Source organism: Microbacterium sp. NPDC089695, assembly GCF_044749085.1.
Taxonomy (GTDB): domain Bacteria; phylum Actinomycetota; class Actinomycetes; order Actinomycetales; family Microbacteriaceae; genus Microbacterium.
Genome location: NZ_JBIVHG010000001.1, coordinates 1,504,931 through 1,523,141, shown reverse-complemented (window position 1 = coordinate 1,523,141; position 18,211 = coordinate 1,504,931). Strand labels below are relative to the sequence as shown.

At 70.4% G+C, this 18,211-nt stretch carries 18 protein-coding genes and 3 tRNA genes; 8 read left to right on the top strand and 13 right to left on the bottom strand.

Translation table 11 applies throughout. The annotated features are described in order from the left end of the window. Window positions 1–237: 237 nt before the first annotated feature. A complete protein-coding gene (locus ACIPYT_RS07400) occupies window positions 238–1,089 on the top strand; it encodes a hypothetical protein (RefSeq protein WP_401072134.1) in 852 nt (283 codons plus the stop codon). Here ACIPYT_RS07400 and lysS read toward each other — a convergent pair. Continuing rightward, window positions 1,082–2,608: a lysine--tRNA ligase gene (gene lysS / locus ACIPYT_RS07395; protein WP_401072132.1), complete on the bottom strand. Its 1,527-nt coding sequence runs from the start codon at window positions 2,606–2,608 to the stop codon at window positions 1,082–1,084. The genes ACIPYT_RS07400 and lysS overlap by 8 nt on opposite strands. A 105-nt stretch (window positions 2,609–2,713) precedes the next feature. Here lysS and ACIPYT_RS07390 point away from each other — a divergent pair, with 105 nt between their 5' ends. Beyond that, entirely contained in the window at window positions 2,714–4,555 is a 1,842-nt protein-coding gene (locus tag ACIPYT_RS07390; protein WP_401072130.1) for a DUF2207 domain-containing protein, read from the top strand. Between the two features lie 143 nt (window positions 4,556–4,698). Here the strand turns inward: ACIPYT_RS07390 and ACIPYT_RS07385 are convergent, their stop codons facing one another. The 10 genes from ACIPYT_RS07385 to hpt form a co-directional block, all read right to left on the bottom strand. Next, window positions 4,699–5,400 carry a DUF2520 domain-containing protein gene (locus ACIPYT_RS07385; RefSeq protein WP_401072128.1) on the bottom strand — a complete coding sequence of 234 codons (702 nt, stop codon included), beginning with the start codon at window positions 5,398–5,400 and terminating at the stop codon, window positions 4,699–4,701. Next, window positions 5,393–7,291: a PH domain-containing protein gene (locus ACIPYT_RS07380; protein WP_401072126.1), complete on the bottom strand. Its 1,899-nt coding sequence runs from the start codon at window positions 7,289–7,291 to the stop codon at window positions 5,393–5,395. Before ACIPYT_RS07380 ends, ACIPYT_RS07385 begins: the two co-directional genes overlap by 8 nt. Continuing rightward, entirely contained in the window at window positions 7,288–7,884 is a 597-nt protein-coding gene (locus tag ACIPYT_RS07375; protein WP_401072124.1) for a PH domain-containing protein, read from the bottom strand. Before ACIPYT_RS07375 ends, ACIPYT_RS07380 begins: the two co-directional genes overlap by 4 nt. Then, complete coding sequence (locus ACIPYT_RS07370) at window positions 7,820–8,317, bottom strand: DUF3180 domain-containing protein (protein WP_401072122.1); 498 nt, start codon at window positions 8,315–8,317, stop codon at window positions 7,820–7,822. The genes ACIPYT_RS07375 and ACIPYT_RS07370 overlap by 65 nt, the downstream gene beginning before the upstream one ends. Then, on the bottom strand, window positions 8,314–8,865 hold the full coding sequence (gene folK / locus ACIPYT_RS07365; RefSeq protein WP_401072120.1) for a 2-amino-4-hydroxy-6-hydroxymethyldihydropteridine diphosphokinase: 552 nt from the start codon (window positions 8,863–8,865) through the stop codon (window positions 8,314–8,316). The genes ACIPYT_RS07370 and folK overlap by 4 nt, the downstream gene beginning before the upstream one ends. Next, window positions 8,862–9,254 carry a dihydroneopterin aldolase gene (folB, locus tag ACIPYT_RS07360; RefSeq protein ID WP_401072118.1) on the bottom strand — a complete coding sequence of 131 codons (393 nt, stop codon included), beginning with the start codon at window positions 9,252–9,254 and terminating at the stop codon, window positions 8,862–8,864. Before folB ends, folK begins: the two co-directional genes overlap by 4 nt. 4 nt (window positions 9,255–9,258) lie before the next feature. Next, the gene (gene folP, locus ACIPYT_RS07355) at window positions 9,259–10,059 is read right to left on the bottom strand and encodes a dihydropteroate synthase (protein WP_401072116.1); all 801 of its coding nucleotides are present in this window, start codon (window positions 10,057–10,059) and stop codon (window positions 9,259–9,261) included. Continuing rightward, the gene (gene folE / locus ACIPYT_RS07350; RefSeq protein WP_401072114.1) at window positions 10,056–10,658 is read right to left on the bottom strand and encodes a GTP cyclohydrolase I; all 603 of its coding nucleotides are present in this window, start codon (window positions 10,656–10,658) and stop codon (window positions 10,056–10,058) included. The genes folP and folE overlap by 4 nt, the downstream gene beginning before the upstream one ends. A 2-nt stretch (window positions 10,659–10,660) precedes the next feature. Next, entirely contained in the window at window positions 10,661–12,661 is a 2,001-nt protein-coding gene (gene ftsH, locus ACIPYT_RS07345) for an ATP-dependent zinc metalloprotease FtsH (protein WP_401072112.1), read from the bottom strand. A gap of 74 nt (window positions 12,662–12,735) precedes the next feature. After that, window positions 12,736–13,287 carry a hypoxanthine phosphoribosyltransferase gene (hpt, locus tag ACIPYT_RS07340; protein WP_401072110.1) on the bottom strand — a complete coding sequence of 184 codons (552 nt, stop codon included), beginning with the start codon at window positions 13,285–13,287 and terminating at the stop codon, window positions 12,736–12,738. 114 nt (window positions 13,288–13,401) lie between these two features. Between hpt and ACIPYT_RS07335 the strand changes: the two genes are divergently transcribed. Beyond that, window positions 13,402–13,986, top strand: coding sequence for a DUF937 domain-containing protein (locus ACIPYT_RS07335; RefSeq protein ID WP_401072108.1), 585 nt, complete (start codon window positions 13,402–13,404; stop codon window positions 13,984–13,986). Between the two features lies 1 nt (window position 13,987). Here the strand turns inward: ACIPYT_RS07335 and tilS are convergent, their stop codons facing one another. Continuing rightward, window positions 13,988–14,968: a tRNA lysidine(34) synthetase TilS gene (tilS, locus tag ACIPYT_RS07330; protein WP_401072106.1), complete on the bottom strand. Its 981-nt coding sequence runs from the start codon at window positions 14,966–14,968 to the stop codon at window positions 13,988–13,990. A 66-nt stretch (window positions 14,969–15,034) separates the two neighbouring features. Between tilS and ACIPYT_RS07325 the strand changes: the two genes are divergently transcribed. Then, the gene (locus tag ACIPYT_RS07325) at window positions 15,035–15,673 is read left to right on the top strand and encodes a TMEM175 family protein (protein ID WP_401072104.1); all 639 of its coding nucleotides are present in this window, start codon (window positions 15,035–15,037) and stop codon (window positions 15,671–15,673) included. Window positions 15,674–15,715: 42 nt separating this feature from the next. Beyond that, window positions 15,716–16,207, top strand: a complete 492-nt coding sequence (locus ACIPYT_RS07320; protein ID WP_017204665.1) for an inorganic diphosphatase — start codon at window positions 15,716–15,718, stop codon at window positions 16,205–16,207. A gap of 87 nt (window positions 16,208–16,294) precedes the next feature. Here ACIPYT_RS07320 and ACIPYT_RS07315 read toward each other — a convergent pair whose 3' ends face one another. Beyond that, window positions 16,295–17,647: a M23 family metallopeptidase gene (locus ACIPYT_RS07315; protein ID WP_401072101.1), complete on the bottom strand. Its 1,353-nt coding sequence runs from the start codon at window positions 17,645–17,647 to the stop codon at window positions 16,295–16,297. A 212-nt stretch (window positions 17,648–17,859) separates the two neighbouring features. Between ACIPYT_RS07315 and ACIPYT_RS07310 the strand changes: the two genes are divergently transcribed. From ACIPYT_RS07310 to ACIPYT_RS07300, 3 genes are all read left to right on the top strand, one after another. Continuing rightward, a tRNA-Glu gene (locus ACIPYT_RS07310) sits at window positions 17,860–17,932 on the top strand. Between the two features lie 29 nt (window positions 17,933–17,961). Then, window positions 17,962–18,035 (top strand) — tRNA-Asp (locus ACIPYT_RS07305). Between the two features lie 68 nt (window positions 18,036–18,103). Then, a tRNA-Phe gene (locus ACIPYT_RS07300) sits at window positions 18,104–18,176 on the top strand. Window positions 18,177–18,211: the final 35 nt, after the last annotated feature.

Genomic DNA, 18,211 nt, shown 5'->3' with positions numbered 1-18,211 from the left:
CCTCCGGCTCCGCCGAGTTCCTCGGCATCGTCCCCTCGCTGGTCGGCTTCACCCCGGCCGAGAGCCTCGTGCTCGTCCCCTTCCACGCATCCCGCACCTGCGGTGCGATGCGACTCGACCTCCCCCGCGGCGAGGCCGACCTGACCGCCTACGCCGACACCGCCGTGGCTCTCGTCGCGCGCGTCGAGAGGACGGAGGCGGTTCGCCGCGGTCGTCTACACCGACGACGAGGCCGTCGTGACCCCCGACGGCCTCGTGCTCCCGTTCGTCGTAGAGGTCGACGAGGTGCTGGGATGCGCTGCCGACGCCGGGCTCTCGATCGTCGACGCGCTGTGCGTGACGCCGTCGGGCTGGGCGAGCTACCTCGACCACGAGCCGCGGCTCCGCTCTCTCGTCGAACTCGACCCCGTGAGCGTGCATGCCCGCGACGTGTCCGGAGACCAGCGGGCCGGGGCCGCGCTGCCGGTCGTCGACCTCGCCCGGAAGGAGCGGGTCGGACGCGCGCTCCGCGACATCGACGCTCTGATCGACGGGGCCGGCGAGAAGACTCTCCCGGCCGGCGACCCTCAGGTGCTCGCGTCGCTGCTCCTGCTGGGCGACATCCCGGCGCTCTTCGAATCCGTCCTCGACGCACCCGACGATCTGCCCGCGACGACTGTCGCCGCTCTCCTGTGGTGCCTCGATCGCCCGCTGTTCCGCGACGTGGCGCTGGCGCAGTGGGGCACCGACCTCGCCGGCGGGCTGCGCACGCTCGACGCGCAGTTCGCGTTCGCCGAGACGGGAGCCGCCATCCCCGACGATATCGGCGACCTGTTCCTCGGCCAGGGGCCGCGACCCGACCTCGACCGACTGCAGCGCGCCCTGTCGGTCGTACGCGCCGCCGCGGCCGCCGCACCCCGGTCATCGCGCCCCGCACCGCTCACCGCGGCCGCGTGGCTCTCCTGGGCGCTGGGTCGGTCGAGTCACTCCGCCCACTACCTCGAACTCGTACGCGACATCGATGCGGGCTATGGGCTCGCCGAGATCCTCGACACGATGATGCGCTCCGCGGTCCTGCCCGAATGGGCGTTCCGGAATGCGTCTACTTGACGAGCGGGAAGAGGATCGTCTCGCGGATCCCGAGCCCCGTGATCGCCATCAGCAGCCGGTCGATCCCCATGCCCATGCCGCCGGACGGCGGCATGCCGTGCTCGAGCGCCCGCAGGAACTCCTCGTCGACGGGCATCGCCTCGACGTCACCACGAGCCGCGAGCTTCGCCTGCTCGGTGAAGCGCTCACGCTGGATGACGGGATCGACGAGCTCGGAATATCCCGTCGCGAGCTCGAACCCGCGGATGTAGAGATCCCACTTCTCGACGACTCCCGCGATCGAACGGTGCTCGCGCACGAGGGGAGACGTGTCGACCGGGAAGTCCATCACGAAGGTCGGACGCACGAGGCCGGGCTTCACGAAGTGCTCCCACAGCTCTTCGACGAGCTTGCCGTGAGTCGCCTGCGCGGGCAGGTCGACGTCGTTCTCCTGCGCGAAGGCGATGAGGTCGTCGACCGCGTCCTGAGGGGTCACGGTACGACCGGAGGCGGCCGACAGGGACTCGTACATCGAGATGCGGTCCCACTGGCCGCCGAGGTCGTACTCCGTGCCGTCGGCCCAGGTGACCGTGGTGGATCCCGCGACCGCGATCGCAGCCTGCTGCACCAGCTCCTGCGTCAGCTCGGCCATCTGCTCGTAGTCGCCGTACGCCTGGTACGCCTCGAGCATCGCGAACTCGGGGCTGTGCGTCGAGTCGGCCCCCTCGTTGCGGAAGTTGCGGTTGATCTCGAACACCCGCTCGATCCCGCCGACGACCGCGCGCTTGAGGTAGAGCTCCGGCGCAATGCGCAGGTACAGCTCGGTGTCGAAGGCATTGGAGTGGGTGATGAACGGCCGAGCCGAGGCGCCGCCGTGCTGCACCTGCAGCATCGGCGTCTCCACCTCGAGGTAGTCATGGCTGCCGAACGTGGCCCGCAGGCTCGCGTTCACCGCCGCACGGGCGCGCACCGTGGTGCGCGCCTGCTCGCGCACGATGAGATCGAGGTAGCGACTGCGCACCCGCCCCTCTTCGCTGAGCTCGGAGTAGGCGTTCGGGAGCGGCAGGATCGCCTTCGCGGCGATCGCCCAGCCGTCGGCCATGATCGACAGCTCGCCGCGACGGCTCGAGATGACCTCGCCGTGCACGAAGACGTGGTCGCCCAGGTCGACGTACTCCTTCCAGTCGGCGAGCGACTCGTCGCCGACGTTCGCGAGCGAGATCATCGCCTGGATGCGCGTGCCGTCACCGGCCTGGAGCGTCGCGAAGCACAGCTTGCCCGTGTTGCGACTGAACACCACGCGCCCTGCGACGCCCACGACGACACCGGTCTCGGCTCCGGCCTCGAGCTCGCCGTACTCTGCACGCAGCGCCGGGATGCCGTGCGTCACCGGCACGCCGACCGGGAACGCGCCCCCGCCGGCATCCGCGCGCTTCGCGATCAGACGCTCGCGCTTGGCGAGGCGCACGGCCTTCTGCTCGTGCACGTCCTCGTCGGTGGCGTCGGTGGGCTGCTCGGGCGCGGCGGACGCGTCAGTCATTCGGGGCTCCTTGGAAAAGTCGCCTCCAGTCTACCGAGCGCGCGCGATCCGCCCCGCGGCGTCCCCGGCGAGAGGTCCGTCGAGACGACTCTGTAGCCTCGACGCATGGCAGCCCATCGTCTCGCCCGTGCTCTCGCGTCGACCGGCCTCGTTCTCGCGGTCGCCGCCTCCCCCGTGATGACGGCGATCCCCGCATCCGCGACGACCTCGACGACCGCCTCGGCTGCAGCCGACTCCGAGTCCGATGTGAACGACTTCGCCTACGCCTCCTGGGATGCCAGGTACGAGGTCGGCCTCGACGACGAGGGGCGAGCCCGCATGCGGGTGACCGAGACGCTGACGGCACGTTTTCCCGACACCGACCAGAACCGCGGGATCGTGTACGGGCTGCCGACGAGCTACGAGAACGCGTGGCTCGACGCCCGCGTGCTGTCCGTGACCGACGAAGACGGTGCGGCCGTCCCCTACGAGACCGACGAGGACGACGGTCTGCTCTACGTCCTCACCGGCGACGACGACTTCGTGCACGGACTCACCACCTACGTGATCGAGTACGAGATGCGCGATGTGATCCTCGCTGCCGACACGGGCGTGGACGAGTTCTACTGGGATCTGCTGCCGCTCGACAGCACGCAGCCGATCGAGTCGTTCCGCGCCGACGTGGTGTTCGACGACGGGTTGACCGACCGTCTCACGGGCGACGCGCGGTGCTACACGGGGGTAGCGGGTTCGCGCGCCGAGTGCCCGCTGTCGACCTCGGCGGACGGCACGACCTTCACGGTCGAGGCGGACGGGCTGACCGCCGGTGAGGGCGTCACGGTCGCCGTCGGCATCGAGGGCGGCACCGTGACCCAGCCCGAGGCGCGTCGCCCCGACCCCGTGACCGACACGGTTCCCGCGATCGCGGCGCTCGCGGCAGCGGGTCTGTCGGTGGGGAGCTGGTTCGGGGTGTCGGCGTTCCGCAGGGCGCGACGCCGAGCGACCGGGATCGTGGTCGCGCAGTACGACGTGCCCGATTCGATGCCTCCCCTGCTGGCCGCGGCGATCGTCCCCGGGGCGAAGGACGCCGTCCCCGCCGAGATCGTGCACCTCGCGGTCCGTGGCTGCCTGCGCATCGAGGAGGGTGAGTCCGACGCAGAGCCGCGCCTGCGGAGACGGCCCGAGGCCCGCATCCCCGATCGGCTCGACGCCGACGCGCTCGAGGCGCTGTTCGCCGACGCCGACGCCGACGGCGTGACCGACCTCCCCACGTCGAGCGAGTCGTTCGCCGGACGCATGGCGACGCTGGCGGCGAGCGGAGTCACCGCGGCGGCCGACCGCGGCCTCACCGAGAAGGCGCGGAGCACCGTGGCGATCGCACTGCAATGGATCGCGATCGCGGTCGCGGCGGCAGGTTTCGGCATCGGACTGTTCGGGATCATCGCGGGGCGCGTCACCGCGATCCCCGCGTTCGTCGCCATCTGCTTCGGGCTGTTCCTCGTGCTGCTGTCCGGCTTCTACGGATTCTCGAAGCACACGGTCCTCTCCGCGGAGGGCGCCCGCGAGTACGAACACCTCCGGGGCGTCGAGGATTTCATCCGAGTGGCCGAGGCCGACCGACTCCGGATGCTGCAGTCGTACTCGGGCGCGGAGCGCCGGCAGGACGGCGGCGCAGACGTCATCCACGTGTACGAACGCCTCCTCCCCTACGCCATGCTCTTCGGCATGGAGCGCGAGTGGGGGGCGGTGCTCGAGCGCGCGTATGCCGACCGTGCCACGGGAGCGGCCTGGATCGGCGACCCGACCGCGCCGTTCGTGTACACGCGGCTGGCAGCGTTCACGGCGAGCTCCACCGCGGCCGCCACGTACACGGCGCCGAACGCGAGCATCTCCTCCAGCGCCGGCGGCTCGTTCGGAGGCGGATTCTCCGGCGGGGGCGGCGGAGGCGGGTTCTCCGGGGGACGCTGAGCCACAGGCCGTCCGTCCGGCGGGACATCTGCAGGATCAGAGCACGGATGCCGGAGCGTCCCCGCCCGCCCGTCCTGCAGACGTGCCACGGTCCTGCAGGCGTGCCGCCGTCCTGCAGACGCGCCGGCCCTGACGCGGGGCGGTCAGATCAGCGGCGGAGGTGAGGCGTCCCGCAGCGCGCGCTCGACCGTGGACTGCACGAGCGCGGAGAGGAATCCGCCCGCATTGTCGACGCCGATGTCCGACAGCCGAGCCGTGGACTGGGCGATGATCGACCGCGAGAACTCGGTCGCCGTCTGGATCGCGTCCGCGTAGGCTGCGCGGTCGCTCTCGGCGATGACCACGGGCTCGCAGCCGATCTCGACCGCGAGGGCCTGGGCGATGGGCAGCACTGCCGCCGGCGCGGTCACGGCGGCGTATCCGGCCTGCAGCTGACGCAGATCGATCGACGTGCCCGTGAACGTGATCGCCGGATGAACGGCGAGCGGGATCGCCCCTCGCTCCGCTGCCGGACGCAGCACCTCGATGCCGTACCCGGGATCCGTGTGCAGCACGAGCTGGCCGATCTGCCAGCCACCGACCTCGGCGATGCCGGCCACCAGATCGGGCAGCTGCTCGTGGGGCACCGCGAGCACGACCAGCTCGCTACGACGCACGATCTCGAGCGGATCGAGCACGGGGACGTCCGGGAGCACGGCAGACGCACGGTCATCGTCGGACCCGCTCGTGATCCCCGTGATCGCATGTCCTGCGCCGGCGAGCGCGGCGCCGATCACCGGTCCGACGCGTCCCGCCCCGATGATGCCGACACCGAGCCGTCCGTCGCGAGCCGTCGGGTCAGTCACGGGAAGGGGCGGGCGGAGCCGGAGGCGCAGCCGGTGGAGCGGCGGGCGGAGCCGGAGGACCGGCAGGCGGAGCCGGCGGACCAGCGGGCGGAGCCGGAGGACCGGCAGGCGGAGCCGGCAGACCAGCGGGCGGAGCCGGTGGAGCGGCGGGCGGAGCGGCGGACCATGCCGGCGGCGCCGGTGGCGTCTGCGCGGCGGGCGCACCGACCGCGTGCTCACCCCACCGGTGCGAGTGGTCGGCCTTGGCCGCCGCGGCCGCAGCAGCCGTCACACCGTCGATCAGGAACCGTGCGTCGGGAAGCTCCAGTCCGGTGAGATACCCCGTGATCGCGCCCTGCACCGAGTGGATCTGCGCGCCCGAGACCCGCTGCGCGCGGTCGATCGGCCCCTGCGAGAGCGACACACCCTGCAGCCTCGCGAGAGGGAAGATGGCGAGCTTGCGCCAGATGACACCGCGGCGCAGCAGAAGACCGAAGTCGGTCAGGTAGAACCCCTGGCGCTTCCACGACAGCGGGCGCCGCCACCAGGCCCGTCGCGGCATCCGCACGTAGGGGTCTCCGTCGATCGGTCCGAGGATGCCGTGGTCCCAGACGACCGGGAGGTCGGCGACCGGCGCATCCGGCAGGATGAGTCCGAGCACGCGCTCGACGTCTGCGCGCTTGCCGACCGGCAGCACGACGTTGAACTGCTGGGCCGAACCCGACTGCTGCTGGGCGGCGCTCTTCCCGCTCATGCGGTTGATCCGGATCGTCCACCAGCCGAACGGTCGCCACAGCAGCGACTGCGTGACCTCGACCGCGAAGATGCGCCCCGGGGGCAGCGTCTCGGTCACGGTGGTGAGCAGCCCGTAGGTGATCCGCACGCCGTCGGGCGTGGGCGCGATCGAGTACCGCAGCGACTTCGAGATCTGGGCCCAGGTGATACCGACCACGGCGATCACGAGCGGGATGCCCATTCCGAGACCGAGCCCCAGACCGATGACGCTGCCGAGCGGTTCTCCGTCGAGAAGCGAACCGATCAGGATCGCGCCGAACGCCACGAGGAAGATGAGGCCGAAGAACACGATCCACAGCACGCTCGAGATCAGCTGCGACCCCACCAGACGACCGGCGGGGATCTTCACGACGCTCTCGGGTTCGACATCGGCGAGGTCGACCCCGCTGATCAGGTCGTTGACGCCGGCGTTCACCGAGCCGACGATCTGGGCTCGCGTCGAGGACGGAGCGGCCGGAGCACCGGCATCCGCGGTCGCGCCCTGCGTGCCGGCGATCGCCGACTGCCGCGCGGCGCGGGCGCCCGACGCGAGCCGCAGGATGTCGGCGCGCACCGACTCGGCGCGCGATGTCGCCAGATACTCGAGGTCGACGTTCGAGTCGTTTCCGGCACCGACGACCTCGAGCTTCGCGAGGCCGATGATGCGGGCGGGGAACGGACGTGTGAGGTTCACGCCCTGCACGCGGTCGAGCGGGGCGCGACGGTGCGAGCGGAAGACGATGCCCTTGCGCACCTCCACGTGGTCGCCGGTGATGCGGAACTGCTGGAACCGCCACACGAACCAGAAGATGCCGACGAGGACGACGGCCAGCGCGAGCACGCCGAGCAGCACCACGAGGATCAGGTTGTTCGCGAGCACCCACTCCACCGGGTCGCCGCCGTACTGGTCGTAGTGCGCCTCCTCGGGCGTGAACAGGTCGACGAACCAGGCGATGAGCCGGTCGCGCAGGTTGGCGATCGCGATACCGGCGACGATGATGAGCGCCAGCCCGCCCTTGAAGAGCGGGGTGAGCGGATGCATCCGGTGCCACTCGCCGTCGGCGAGCGACGACGAGTCGCCGGACGGACGCGGCGCGGGCGCCGTGGCTCCGGGCGGCGGGAGCTGCGGCTCGCTCACAGGCCGGTCCGGCGGGTCTCGGCGACCTCGATCAGCGTGTCGCGCAGCGCCTCCGCCGCGCCCTGCGTGAGACCGGGGATCTGCACGCCGGTCGTCGCGGCGGCCGTGACCATCTTGAGCTGGGTCACGCCGAAGGCCCGGTCGAGCGGACCCTGCGTGATGTCGACCAGCTGCATGCGGCCGTAGGGCACCGCGATCATGCGCTGCCACAGGATGCCCTTGCGGAACACGATGTCGTCGTCGCGGAGCATGTAGCCGATCGCGCGCGCCTGACGAGGGAGGATCACGAGCGTGATGAGCACGACGACGGCGATCGCCCCGGCCGGGATCCACGCCCACGTCTGGTGCAGCACGAGCGCGAGCACGATGGCGACCGCCGCGACGAACGCCAGGAAGAGGAGGTTCTGCACGATCTGCGACACCACGTAGCGCGGCGAGATCTGGTGCCAGGTGCCGTCGAGCTCGAGGCGCGCCTCGCTGCGCACGGTGCGCAGCTGCGTGTACGTGCCCTGATCGAGGGCGCCGAGGTCAGTGACCTCCGCCGAGTTCAGCGGGGCCGGTGTCGTCGGCTCGGTCTCTGGGTTCTGAGTCATCAGGATCCTTCGGCAGTGTGCAGAACTGTTCGGCGATGAGCGCGGCGACCACGAGCACGACCGCACTCCCGATCAGCGCGAGCATCGCCACAGTCGACCCTACCGGGGGATCGATCGGGCGGGACAGGAGGAACACCAGCAGCCCTGCGCCGAACCCCGCCATGATCGCGCCCAACAGGCTCGATGCGCGGGCGAGGGTCACGGCGCGCGTGGCGCGGAACGGATCGATGCGGATGCCGGAGCGCACACTCGTGCGCACGGGCCAGGCGACCGAGAGCGATGCGGCGCCGATCAGCAGCAGCAGGAGGGGCAGCAGCAGCGACGGCGTGAAGGTGACGCGACCCGCCGCGGTGAGCACGTGGTCGAGGACGAACCCGGCGCCGCCCGCGAGCAGTGCGAGCACGACCAGGAGTCCGATCGACGTGCGTCTCATCGCCCGTGCCGGTCGTCCGTCGAGCGACGCAGACCCGCCGCGAGATCGGCGACCCGCCCACTCCCCGGGAGCACGGCGTCGGCATCGAGATCGAGCCAGGGCTCGAGCACGAACAACCTCTCCGCGGCGCGTGGATGCGGCAACAGCATCCTGTCGTCGTCCGAGGTCTCGTCGCCGTACGCGACGAGGTCGAGGTCGAGGGTTCGGTCGCCCCACCGCTCGTGCCGCACCCGGCCGTGCTGCTCCTCGATCGCGTGCAGCATGCCGAGGAGCACCGACGGCGCGAGGCGCGTGGTCACCAGCGCGACCGCGTTCACATAGCCCGGAGCATCCGGATCGGGTCCGTCGAGGGTCACCGCCACGGTCTCGTGCAACGGCGACAGGCGCACCTCCGACACGAGCGGCAACCGGGCGATGCGCGCGGCCGCCTCGCGGATCGTCTCTTCCCGATCGCCGAGGTTCGCTCCGAACGCGACCACGGCGACGGCATCGTCGCGGCCGGGCCCGGGCGCGGGCAGCGGCGGCGGCGTGGTCAGGTCGCGGCTCATGCGGGGACCTCCGTGCCGATGCGCGGCTGCGCGCGATGCACCGTGACCGCGACGTCCGAGAACGTCAGGGCGATCGGGGCGTGCGGCTTGTGCACGGTGACCGTCACGGCGTGCACGCGCCGATCGTCGAGCGCCACGTCGGCGATGCGCGCGGCGAGCGTCTCGATCAGGTTCACCGGCTCCCCCGCGACCACGGCGGCCACCTTCTCGGCCAGCTCGCCGTAATGCACGGTGTCGGTCACGTCGTCGGATGCCGCGGCGTCGCGCAGCGGCATCCGCAGCGTGAGATCGATCGTGAACTCCTGACCGTTCTCGCGCTCGTGGTCGTAGACGCCGTGCCTGCCGAACACGGTGAGGCCCGTGAGCACGATCTCGTCGAGGTCGTCCATGCGTCTATCCTTCCCAGGCGTGGGCGACGGCGAGTGCGTCGCGGGTCGCGGCGACCTGATGCACGCGCACCGCCCAGACACCCGCGCGCAGCGCGAGCGCACTCGTGACCGCGGTGGCCAGGTCGCGCCGCTGCTCGGTGACCTCGCCGTCACCGTGCGCGAGCGTGTCGGCGAGGAACCGCTTGCGTGACGTTCCGATCAGCACACGGGGTCCGAGGGCGACGATCTCGTCGAGTCCGCGGAGCACGTCCCAATTCTGCGCGCCGACCTTGGCGAACCCGATGCCCGGGTCGACGATCAGGCGCGACGGCGCGATCCCCGCGGCCGCGGCCTCGCCCATCCGCGCCTTCAACTCTGCGGCCACCTCACGGGCGGTGCGGCGGTACTCTGCGTGGGCGTACATGTCGTCGGAGAAGCCTCGCCAGTGCCCGATCGCGTAGTCCGCCCCCGAAGCCGCGACCACCGCGCGCATCTCGGCGTCGGCGAGGCCGCCCGACACGTCGTTGACGATCCGGGCGCCCGCCCGCACCGCGGCCTCGGCCGTCGATGCGTTGAGGGTGTCGACGCTCACCGGGGCGCCGGCCGCGACCAGACGCTCGATCACGGGCAGCACCCGCTGCTGCTCGACGTCGGCCCCCACACGCTCGGCCCCGGGCCGGGTGGACTCCCCGCCCACGTCGAGCACCGTCGCCCCCTCGTCGCGCAGACGCAGCCCGTGGGCGACCGCCCGATCGACGTCGAGGTACCGGCCGCCGTCGCTGAACGAGTCCGGCGTCACGTTGACGATCCCCCAGATGCCGGTCATGCGTGCGAGGCTCCCGTCGATGCGCCGATCAGCGCGATCAGCTCGGCGCGTGCCGCCGTGTCGGTGTACTCGCCGCGCGCAGCGATCGTGAGCGTCGACGCCTCCGGCTGGCGACCTCCGCGCATCGTCACGCAGCCGTGGCTGGCGTCGAGCACGACGAGCACACCACGCGTGTCGAGGCTCTCGGCGATCGTGTCGGCGATCTGCTCGCCCAGACGCTCCTGCACCTGGGGACGGGTCGCGAGGGTCTCGACGACCCGCACGAGCGCGCCGAGACCGACGACCTGCTCGCCCGGAAGGTAGGCGATATGCGCACGACCGGCGAACGGCAGCAGGTGGTGCTCGCACACCGAGCGGAAGCGGATGTCGCGCAGCAGCACCGCCCCCGACGGCAGAGTGTCGGGAGCCGGCCCGCGAGCGACGCTGATCGTATGGGCGAGGGGTGCCGCGGCATCCTCTCCGACGCCCGCGAAGAACTCCGAGTACAGATCGGCCATCCGTGACGGGGTCTGCCGGAGACCCGGGCGATCCGGGTCTTCGCCGATCGCCTCGAGCAGCTCACGCGTGAGTCGTTCGACGCGGGTGCGGTCGACCGTCACAATCAGGCCGTCGCGGGTCGTGCCTGACCGGCTCCCGCCGCGCCCGGCTGCGTGCGAGGTGCGGCCTGCGGCTCCTCCACCGAGGCAGCGACCGGGATGACCTTCTTCGGGACCTCGATCGGCGGCAGCTCCGACACGGGTCGCTCGTCGCTCGAGAGCCAGAGCGGGCGCTCGGGCAGCTTCTTGACCTCGGCGAAGATCTCGGCGATCTGGTTGTGGTCGAGGGTCTCCTCCTCGAGCAGCGCGAGCGCGAGCTTGTCGAGGATGTCGCGGTTGTCGCTGATGACCTCGTACGCCTCGTTGTGCGCCTGCTCGATCAGGGCGCGCACCTCGGTGTCGATGCGCTCGGCGATCGTCTCCGAGTACTCGCGTCCGCGGCCCATGTCACGTCCGGCGAACGGCTCTCCGCCCTCCGTGCCGAGCTTGACCGGTCCGAGTTCGGTCGTCATGCCGTACTCGAGCACCATCTTGCGGGCGATCGACGTCGCCTTCTCGATGTCGTTCGAGGCGCCGGTGGTCGGGTCGTGGAACACGATCTCCTCGGCCACACGGCCGCCCATGGCGTACGTGAGCTGGTCCTGCAGCTCGTTGCGGGTGACCGAGTACTTGTCGTCGAGCGGAAGCACCATGGTGTAGCCCAGCGCCTTGCCTCGGGGCAGGATCGTGATCTTGGTCACGGGATCCGTGTAGTTCATGGCGGCCGCCGCGAGCGCGTGCCCGCCCTCGTGGTATGCCGTGATGAGCTTCTCGCGGTCCTTCATGACGCGCGTGCGACGCTGCGGCCCCGCGATCACGCGGTCGATCGCCTCGTCGAGGGCACGGTTGTCGATGAGCTGCGCGTTCGAGCGGGCGGTGAGCAGGGCGGCCTCGTTCAGCACGTTCGCGAGATCGGCACCGGTGAACCCGGGGGTCTTGCGGGCGACGACCTCGAGGTCGACGCTCTTCGACAGCGGCTTGCCCTTGCTGTGCACCTCGAGGATCTTCTGACGGCCCTTGAGATCGGGGGCGTCCACGCCGATCTGACGGTCGAAGCGGCCGGGGCGCAGGAGTGCGGGGTCGAGGATGTCGGGGCGGTTCGTCGCCGCGATCACGATGACGTTCGCGTTCGGGTCGAAGCCGTCCATCTCGACGAGCATCTGGTTGAGCGTCTGCTCGCGCTCGTCGTTGCCGCCGCCCATGCCGGCGCCGCGGTGACGGCCGACGGCGTCGATCTCGTCGATGAAGATGATCGCGGGGGCGTTCTCCTTTGCCTGCGTGAACAGATCGCGCACGCGGGAGGCACCGACGCCGACGAACATCTCGACGAAGTCCGACCCCGAGATCGAGTAGAAGGGGGCCCCGGCCTCGCCGGCCACGGCGCGGGCGAGCAGCGTCTTGCCGGTTCCGGGAGGGCCGTACAGCAGCACGCCCTTCGGGATGCGGGCGCCGATCGCCTGGAACTTGGCTGGGTCCTGCAGGAACTCCTTGATCTCGTGGAGCTCCTCGATGGCCTCGTCGGCGCCGGCGACGTCGGCGAACGTGACGGTCGGCGTCTCCTTGTTGACCAGCTTCGCCTTCGACTTGCCGAACTGCATGACCTTGCCGCCGCCGCCCTGCATCGACGAGAGCAGCCACCAGAACAGCAGACCGAGCAGCACGAGCGGGAGCAGGAGCGAGAGGATGCCGTCGAACCAGGTCGCCCGCGGGACGCTGTCGTTGAAGCCGTCCTTGGGGTCGGCGGCGTTGATGGCCGTCACGACCTCGTCGGCGCGCGCGTCGACGTAATAGAACTGCACGTCCTTCGACCCCTCGAACTCCTTCGACAGGGTCATGTCGACGCGCTGGTCGCCGTCGGTCGTGACGACCTCGGTGACGGTGTCGCCCGCGAGGAGCTTCAACCCCTCCTGCGTGGTGATCTGCTTCGGCGCGCCGAGGTTGGAGATCAGCAGGAATCCGCCGAGCAGCAGAAGGCCGATCAGGGCGACGTAGATCAGCGGGTTCCGCGTGAGCTTCTTGACATCCATGGTCGGATCAGCGTATCGCGCGTGGCCTAGGGGGTCGCTGTGCGTTCACCCACGGCGTACGTCGCGGGACGGCGTCAGGAGTAGACGTGCGGCGCGAGCACCGCGACGTCGCGCAGGTTGCGGTAGCGCTCGTCGTAGTCGAGGCCGTATCCGACCACGAAGTCGGTGGGGATGTCGAAGCCCACGTACTTGCAGTCGATCTCGACCTTCGCGGCCTCGGGCTTGCGGAGCAGCGCGAGCACCTCGATCGACTCGGCCCCGCGGGACTCGAAGTTCTCGAGCAGCCAGCTGAGCGTGAGACCCGAGTCGATGATGTCCTCGACGATGAGCACGTGCTTGTCGTGCAGGTCGGTGTCGAGGTCCTTGCGGATCTGCACCACGCCGCTCGACTTCGTGCTGGCGCCGTAGCTCGACACGGCCATCCAGTCCATGGGGGCGTGGAAAGGCAGGGCGCGGGCGAAGTCGGCCATGACCATCACCGCACCCTTGAGCACGCCGACGAGGATCAGGTCCTTCCCGGCGTAGTCCTCCGCGACGCGGGCCGCGAGCTCGTCGAGCTTCGCGATGATCTCCTCCTCGGTGACGAGGATCTGTGCAAGGTCGTCCTGGATCTCAGCGGCGCGCATGGATCGATTTTAGGCGACGTCGACGGATGCTCGGACCTCGCCCCTCCCCTCGCCGCCGCATCCGCACTACTGTGAGCGGTGAGAAGGGCGGATGCCCCCGACGGAAGGAATCGCATGGCTCTCGACGACATCCTGAAGCAGGTCCCGATCGACGACATCGCCGCCAAGCTCGGTGTCTCGACCGATGAGGCACGGGCCGCGGTCGAGCAGGGCGGGGCCGTGCTGCTCGGCGGGCTCGCGAAGAACGCCTCGACGACCGAGGGCTCGTCGGCGATCGAGGGCGCCCTGAAGCGCCACGAAGGGGCCGGCGCAGCCTCGAAGGTCGACGACATCGACCAGGCCGACGGCGGCAAGATCGTCTCGCACATCCTCGGCGCTGACGAGAAGAAGGTCACGCAGAAGCTCACCGAGTCGAAGGAGACCGCCGGCATCGACTTCGGCAAGCTCCTCCCGATCCTCGCGCCGATCGTGATGGGTCTCATCGCGAACGCCAACAAGGGCAAGAAGGCGGATGCCGGGCAGGCCGAGTCGGGCGGCGGCATCGGCGATGTGATCGGCGGCCTCCTCGGCGGCGGCAAGTCCTCCGGCGGCTCGGGCGGCGGCATCGGTGACATCCTCGGCGGAGTCCTGGGCGGCGGATCCTCGTCGGGCGGCGGCATCGGCGACCTGCTCGGCGGGCTCTTCGGCGGGAAGAAGTAGTTCAGCGCGCGGTGAAGACGATGCGTCCGCCGTGGCGCGCGGCCGCGCACCCGGGCAGGTCGATCGGGCCCTGACCCGACCAGTCCGTCGCGAGGCGCGCGACCTCGACGGTCTGCACCCTCGTGAGGCTCACCCCGAACTCGCTGTCGACGACGAGTCGGATGATGCGGTTTCGCAGTGCGGCGGGGTTCGCGGCGAGGGCCGCGGCGCTGACCGAGATGCCCGCCTCGGCGTGCTCGACGATGTCCTCGATGGTCTCGTGGATCATCTCGTCGAACGCCGCGGCATCCTCGCGCAGCTGCTCGGCCGTGCGCGCCAGCGCCTCAGCGACGCCCGGGCCCAGCTCGGCCTCCAGCACCGGCAGCACCCGCTCGCGCACGCGCACGCGGCTGAACCGATCGTCGAGATTGTGGGGGTCGTCCCAGACCTCGAGGGCGGATGCCGCGCAGAACGCCCGAGTGGTCTCGCGGCGCGATCCGAGGAGCGGTCGGAGCCAGCGGAGCCCCCCGTCGTCCTCGCGCACCGGGGCCATACCCTGCAGGCTCGCGGCCCCCGACCCGCGCGCGAGCCCGAGGAGCACGGTCTCGGCCTGATCGTCGAGGGTGTGTCCGAGCAGGACCGCGGCGGCCCCGTTCGCGGCCTGCCGCAGCGCCGCGTACCGTGCGGTGCGCGCCGCGGCCTCGGGTCCGTCCGCCCGATCGACCACCACCGGCACCACGTGTGCGGTCAGCCCCAGGTCGGAGGCGATCTCGGCGGCGCGCGCCGCGACGGCATCCGAGCCTTCCTGCAGACCGTGGTCGACCGTGATCGTCTCGGCTCGCAGCCCGAGCTTCGGCGCCTCGAAGGCAGTCGCCGCCGCGAGCGCGAGAGAATCGGCGCCGCCCGACAGAGCGACGACCACGGTCGATCCCGTGGGCAGATCGGCGAGCGCGGTGCGCACGGCGAGGCGGATCTCGGCGATGGCGGGAGGAAGCGAAGGCACGGTCCCACGGTAGATGACGGCGCGTACCTCTCGCGCGCGGGCCGCGCCGCGCCCTAGTCTGGCGCCGTGGCAGATGACGAGACGCGGCGGTTCCGCCCTGAACGCTTCAAGGCGTTCGTCGACGCCGTGGTGGCGATCGCCATGACCCTGCTCATCCTCCCCCTCATGGAGGCCGTGGGAGAGGCGGCGAAGGGCGAGCTCACGACGTCCGAGTTCCTGGGCGAGCATTCCGGCCAGCTGCTCAGCTTCGCACTGAGCTTCGTGCTGATCGCGACGTTCTGGATCGGACACCACAACCAATACCGCGACGTCGAGTGGATGACCGGCCCGCTGCTGTGGATCAACATCGCATGGATGCTGACGATCGTGTGGCTGCCCGTCCCGACGGCGATGATCGGCCAGATGTCGACCGACGCCCTGCAGACCGTGGTGTACATCGGCACGCTCATCCTGACGCAGGTGACCACACTCGGCGCCTGGCTCTACCTGGGTCGCAACCCCGGGCTCACCACCGCCCCTCCGGCGACGATCCGTGCGGGCGTGATCGGCGATCTCTCCGCGATCATCCTGTTCGGCCTCGCCCTCGCGATCGCGCTGCTGCTCCCCGACCACAGCTACGCGGGGATGTTCCTGCTGCTGGCCACCGGGGCGGTGACGAGGGTGATCACCCGGGTCGCCGGGCGGCGCAGAGCCGGTCGCGGGTAGGCTGGTCGGCGGCATCCACCCTTTCTTCTGAGGAGCACACTCATGGGCGCACACGACGCCGTCATCGAGATCCCGCGCGGCAGCCGCGTGAAGTACGAGGTCGACCACGAGACCGGGCGAGTGCACCTCGACCGTGTGCTCTACACGACCTTCGGCTACCCGGCCGACTACGGCTACTTCGACAACACCCTCGGCGAGGACGGCGACCCGCTCGACGTGCTCGTGCTTCTCGACCACGCCATCTACCCCGGCGTCGTCGTCGAGGTGCGCCCTGTGGCCGTGCTCAAGATGAGCGACGAGGCCGGTGGCGACGACAAGCTCGTGGCCGTGCTCTCGAAGGACCCGCGCTGGGCGCACATCCAGGACATCGACGACATCGCCGAGTACACGAAGAAGGAGATCGCGCACTTCTTCGAGCACTACAAGGACCTCGAGCCCAACAAGTGGGTCAAGGTCGACGAGTGGGGGAACGCCGCCGAGGCGCAGCGCATCCTCGACGAGGCGATCGTCCGCTTCGGCGAGCAGGGTCACTGACCCCCGCAGCCCGCACGTGCAAGACCCCCGGATCCGCTCTGCGGCCGGGGGTCTTCTGCGTGGGCGCGGAGCGCCGGCGCCCCGGAGTCAGACCGAGATGCCGCGGTCCGCGAGGAAATTGATCGGGTTCGTGTACGCGCCGCCGATGTAGACCTCGAAGTGCAGGTGGCAGCCGACCGATGCGCCGGTGTTGCCCGCGTAGGCGATGACCTGGCCGGCCTCGACCCACTGCCCGCTGCGCACGGTGAACCCGCCGTTGCGGATGTGCGCGTACCCCGTGGCGATGTTGCCGCCGTGCTGGATGCGGATGTAGTTGCCGTAGTTGCCCTTCGGACCGGCGTAGTCGACGGTGCCGGACTTGGCGGCGTAGATCGCCGCGCCGCATCCGTTGGCGAGGTCGACGCCGTAGTGCCATCCCGAGCAGGCGGCGCAGGGCTTGGGGCGCGGGCCGTATCCGGCGCTGCGGTGGCCGCCGTGCGGGCGCACCCACCCTCCGGTTCCCGGCGTGCCTCCCCCGCCGCTGTTGCCGCCGGCGTTCGCAGCAGCCTCCTCGGCCTCGCGGCGGCGACGCGCCTCCTCGGCGACGCGGACGCCTTCCTTGTAGCCGGCGACCGTGGTGGCCGTCTTGTCCTTGAGAGCCGCGAGCTGCGCCTGCATAGTCGCGAGGTTCGCCGACTGCTCGTCGAGCGCCACCTGCGCTGCCACGGCAGCCTCCTGCGCGGCGATCATCTTCTGCTCGGCGATCTGCTGCAGGCGGTCACGCTCGTCGCGGGCGACCACGGCCTGGTCGCTGAGCGACTGGGCCGAGTCGCGCTCGGCGACGGCGTTGTCGTGCACCGTCTGGTTGTACTGGTAGACCTTGTCCATCGTGCCGAGGCGCGAGAGCAGCTCGTCGGCGTTGTCGGAGGATCCGGAGAAGAAGAGCTCGAGGGCGGTGTCGTCGCCGCCGTTGCGGTACAGCTGCGCCGCGAGCTGGGCCGCCTTGCGCGTGGCGTCGTCGGCCACGACCGCCTGGGCATCGGCCTGCGCCTGCAGCGCGTCCGCGGTGGCGATGGCGTCGAAGTACGCCTGCTGCGCGGCGTCGAACTCGGCGCCGGCGGCCTCGGCGGCCGCCTGCGTGTCGGCGACCTTCTGCGTGAGAGCGGCGATCAGCCCCTCGATGCGGGTGACTTCGGCGGCCTTCGCGGCCTGGTTCTTCATGGCGGCCTGCACGTCGTCCCAGCTGGGGTACGTGGCGGCGTAGGCCGCGTTCGTGCCGGCCCCGATGCCGAAGGCGCTGAGTGCGACGACACCGAGCGCGCCGAGGCCGAGCCCGAGCGCGCCGCGACGGCTGAGCGGACCGTGGGGCCACAGCGCACGACTCTCGGCCGGCGTGGGCGCGCAGCCGCAGTCGTCGGATGCCGCGAGGGCAGCATCCTTCGTAGTGAGCTTGTCGTTCACACGGCCCCTTCCGCCGGTTTCACAGAAGCCACACTAACAACAACCTTCACATCCGCACCAGGGCGCGGACAGCGGGATCGGATGCCGGTGGCCACCCCCATCGTGCCCCGAACACGCCCGGGACGCGGGCGGACTCGCCCTCGATTCGCAATTTGCCTGACGCATCCCTTATGCTTGAGCGTCGGCAAGGAAGTCCCCCGGGACGAGCCTTCGGCCCCATCGTTTAGCGGCCTAGGACGCCGCCCTTTCACGGCGGTAGCACGGGTTCGAATCCCGTTGGGGTCACTCCATCCGATACAATTGAAAACAAGTATGGCCCTGTAGCGCAGTTGGTTAGCGTGCCGCCCTGTCACGGCGGAGGTCGCGGGTTCAAGTCCCGTCAGGGTCGCTCTGAGCGATTGGTCCTTTTCTCGAAGAGGGCCTTTCGTCTAGATGCGACAGGTTCACCGGTCGCATGGCTCTGTAGCTCAGTTGGTAGAGCGCACGACTGAAAATCGTGAGGTCACGGGATCGACGCCCGTCGGAGCCACAAGGACCATCATTACAATGGTTCTAGAAACCCTC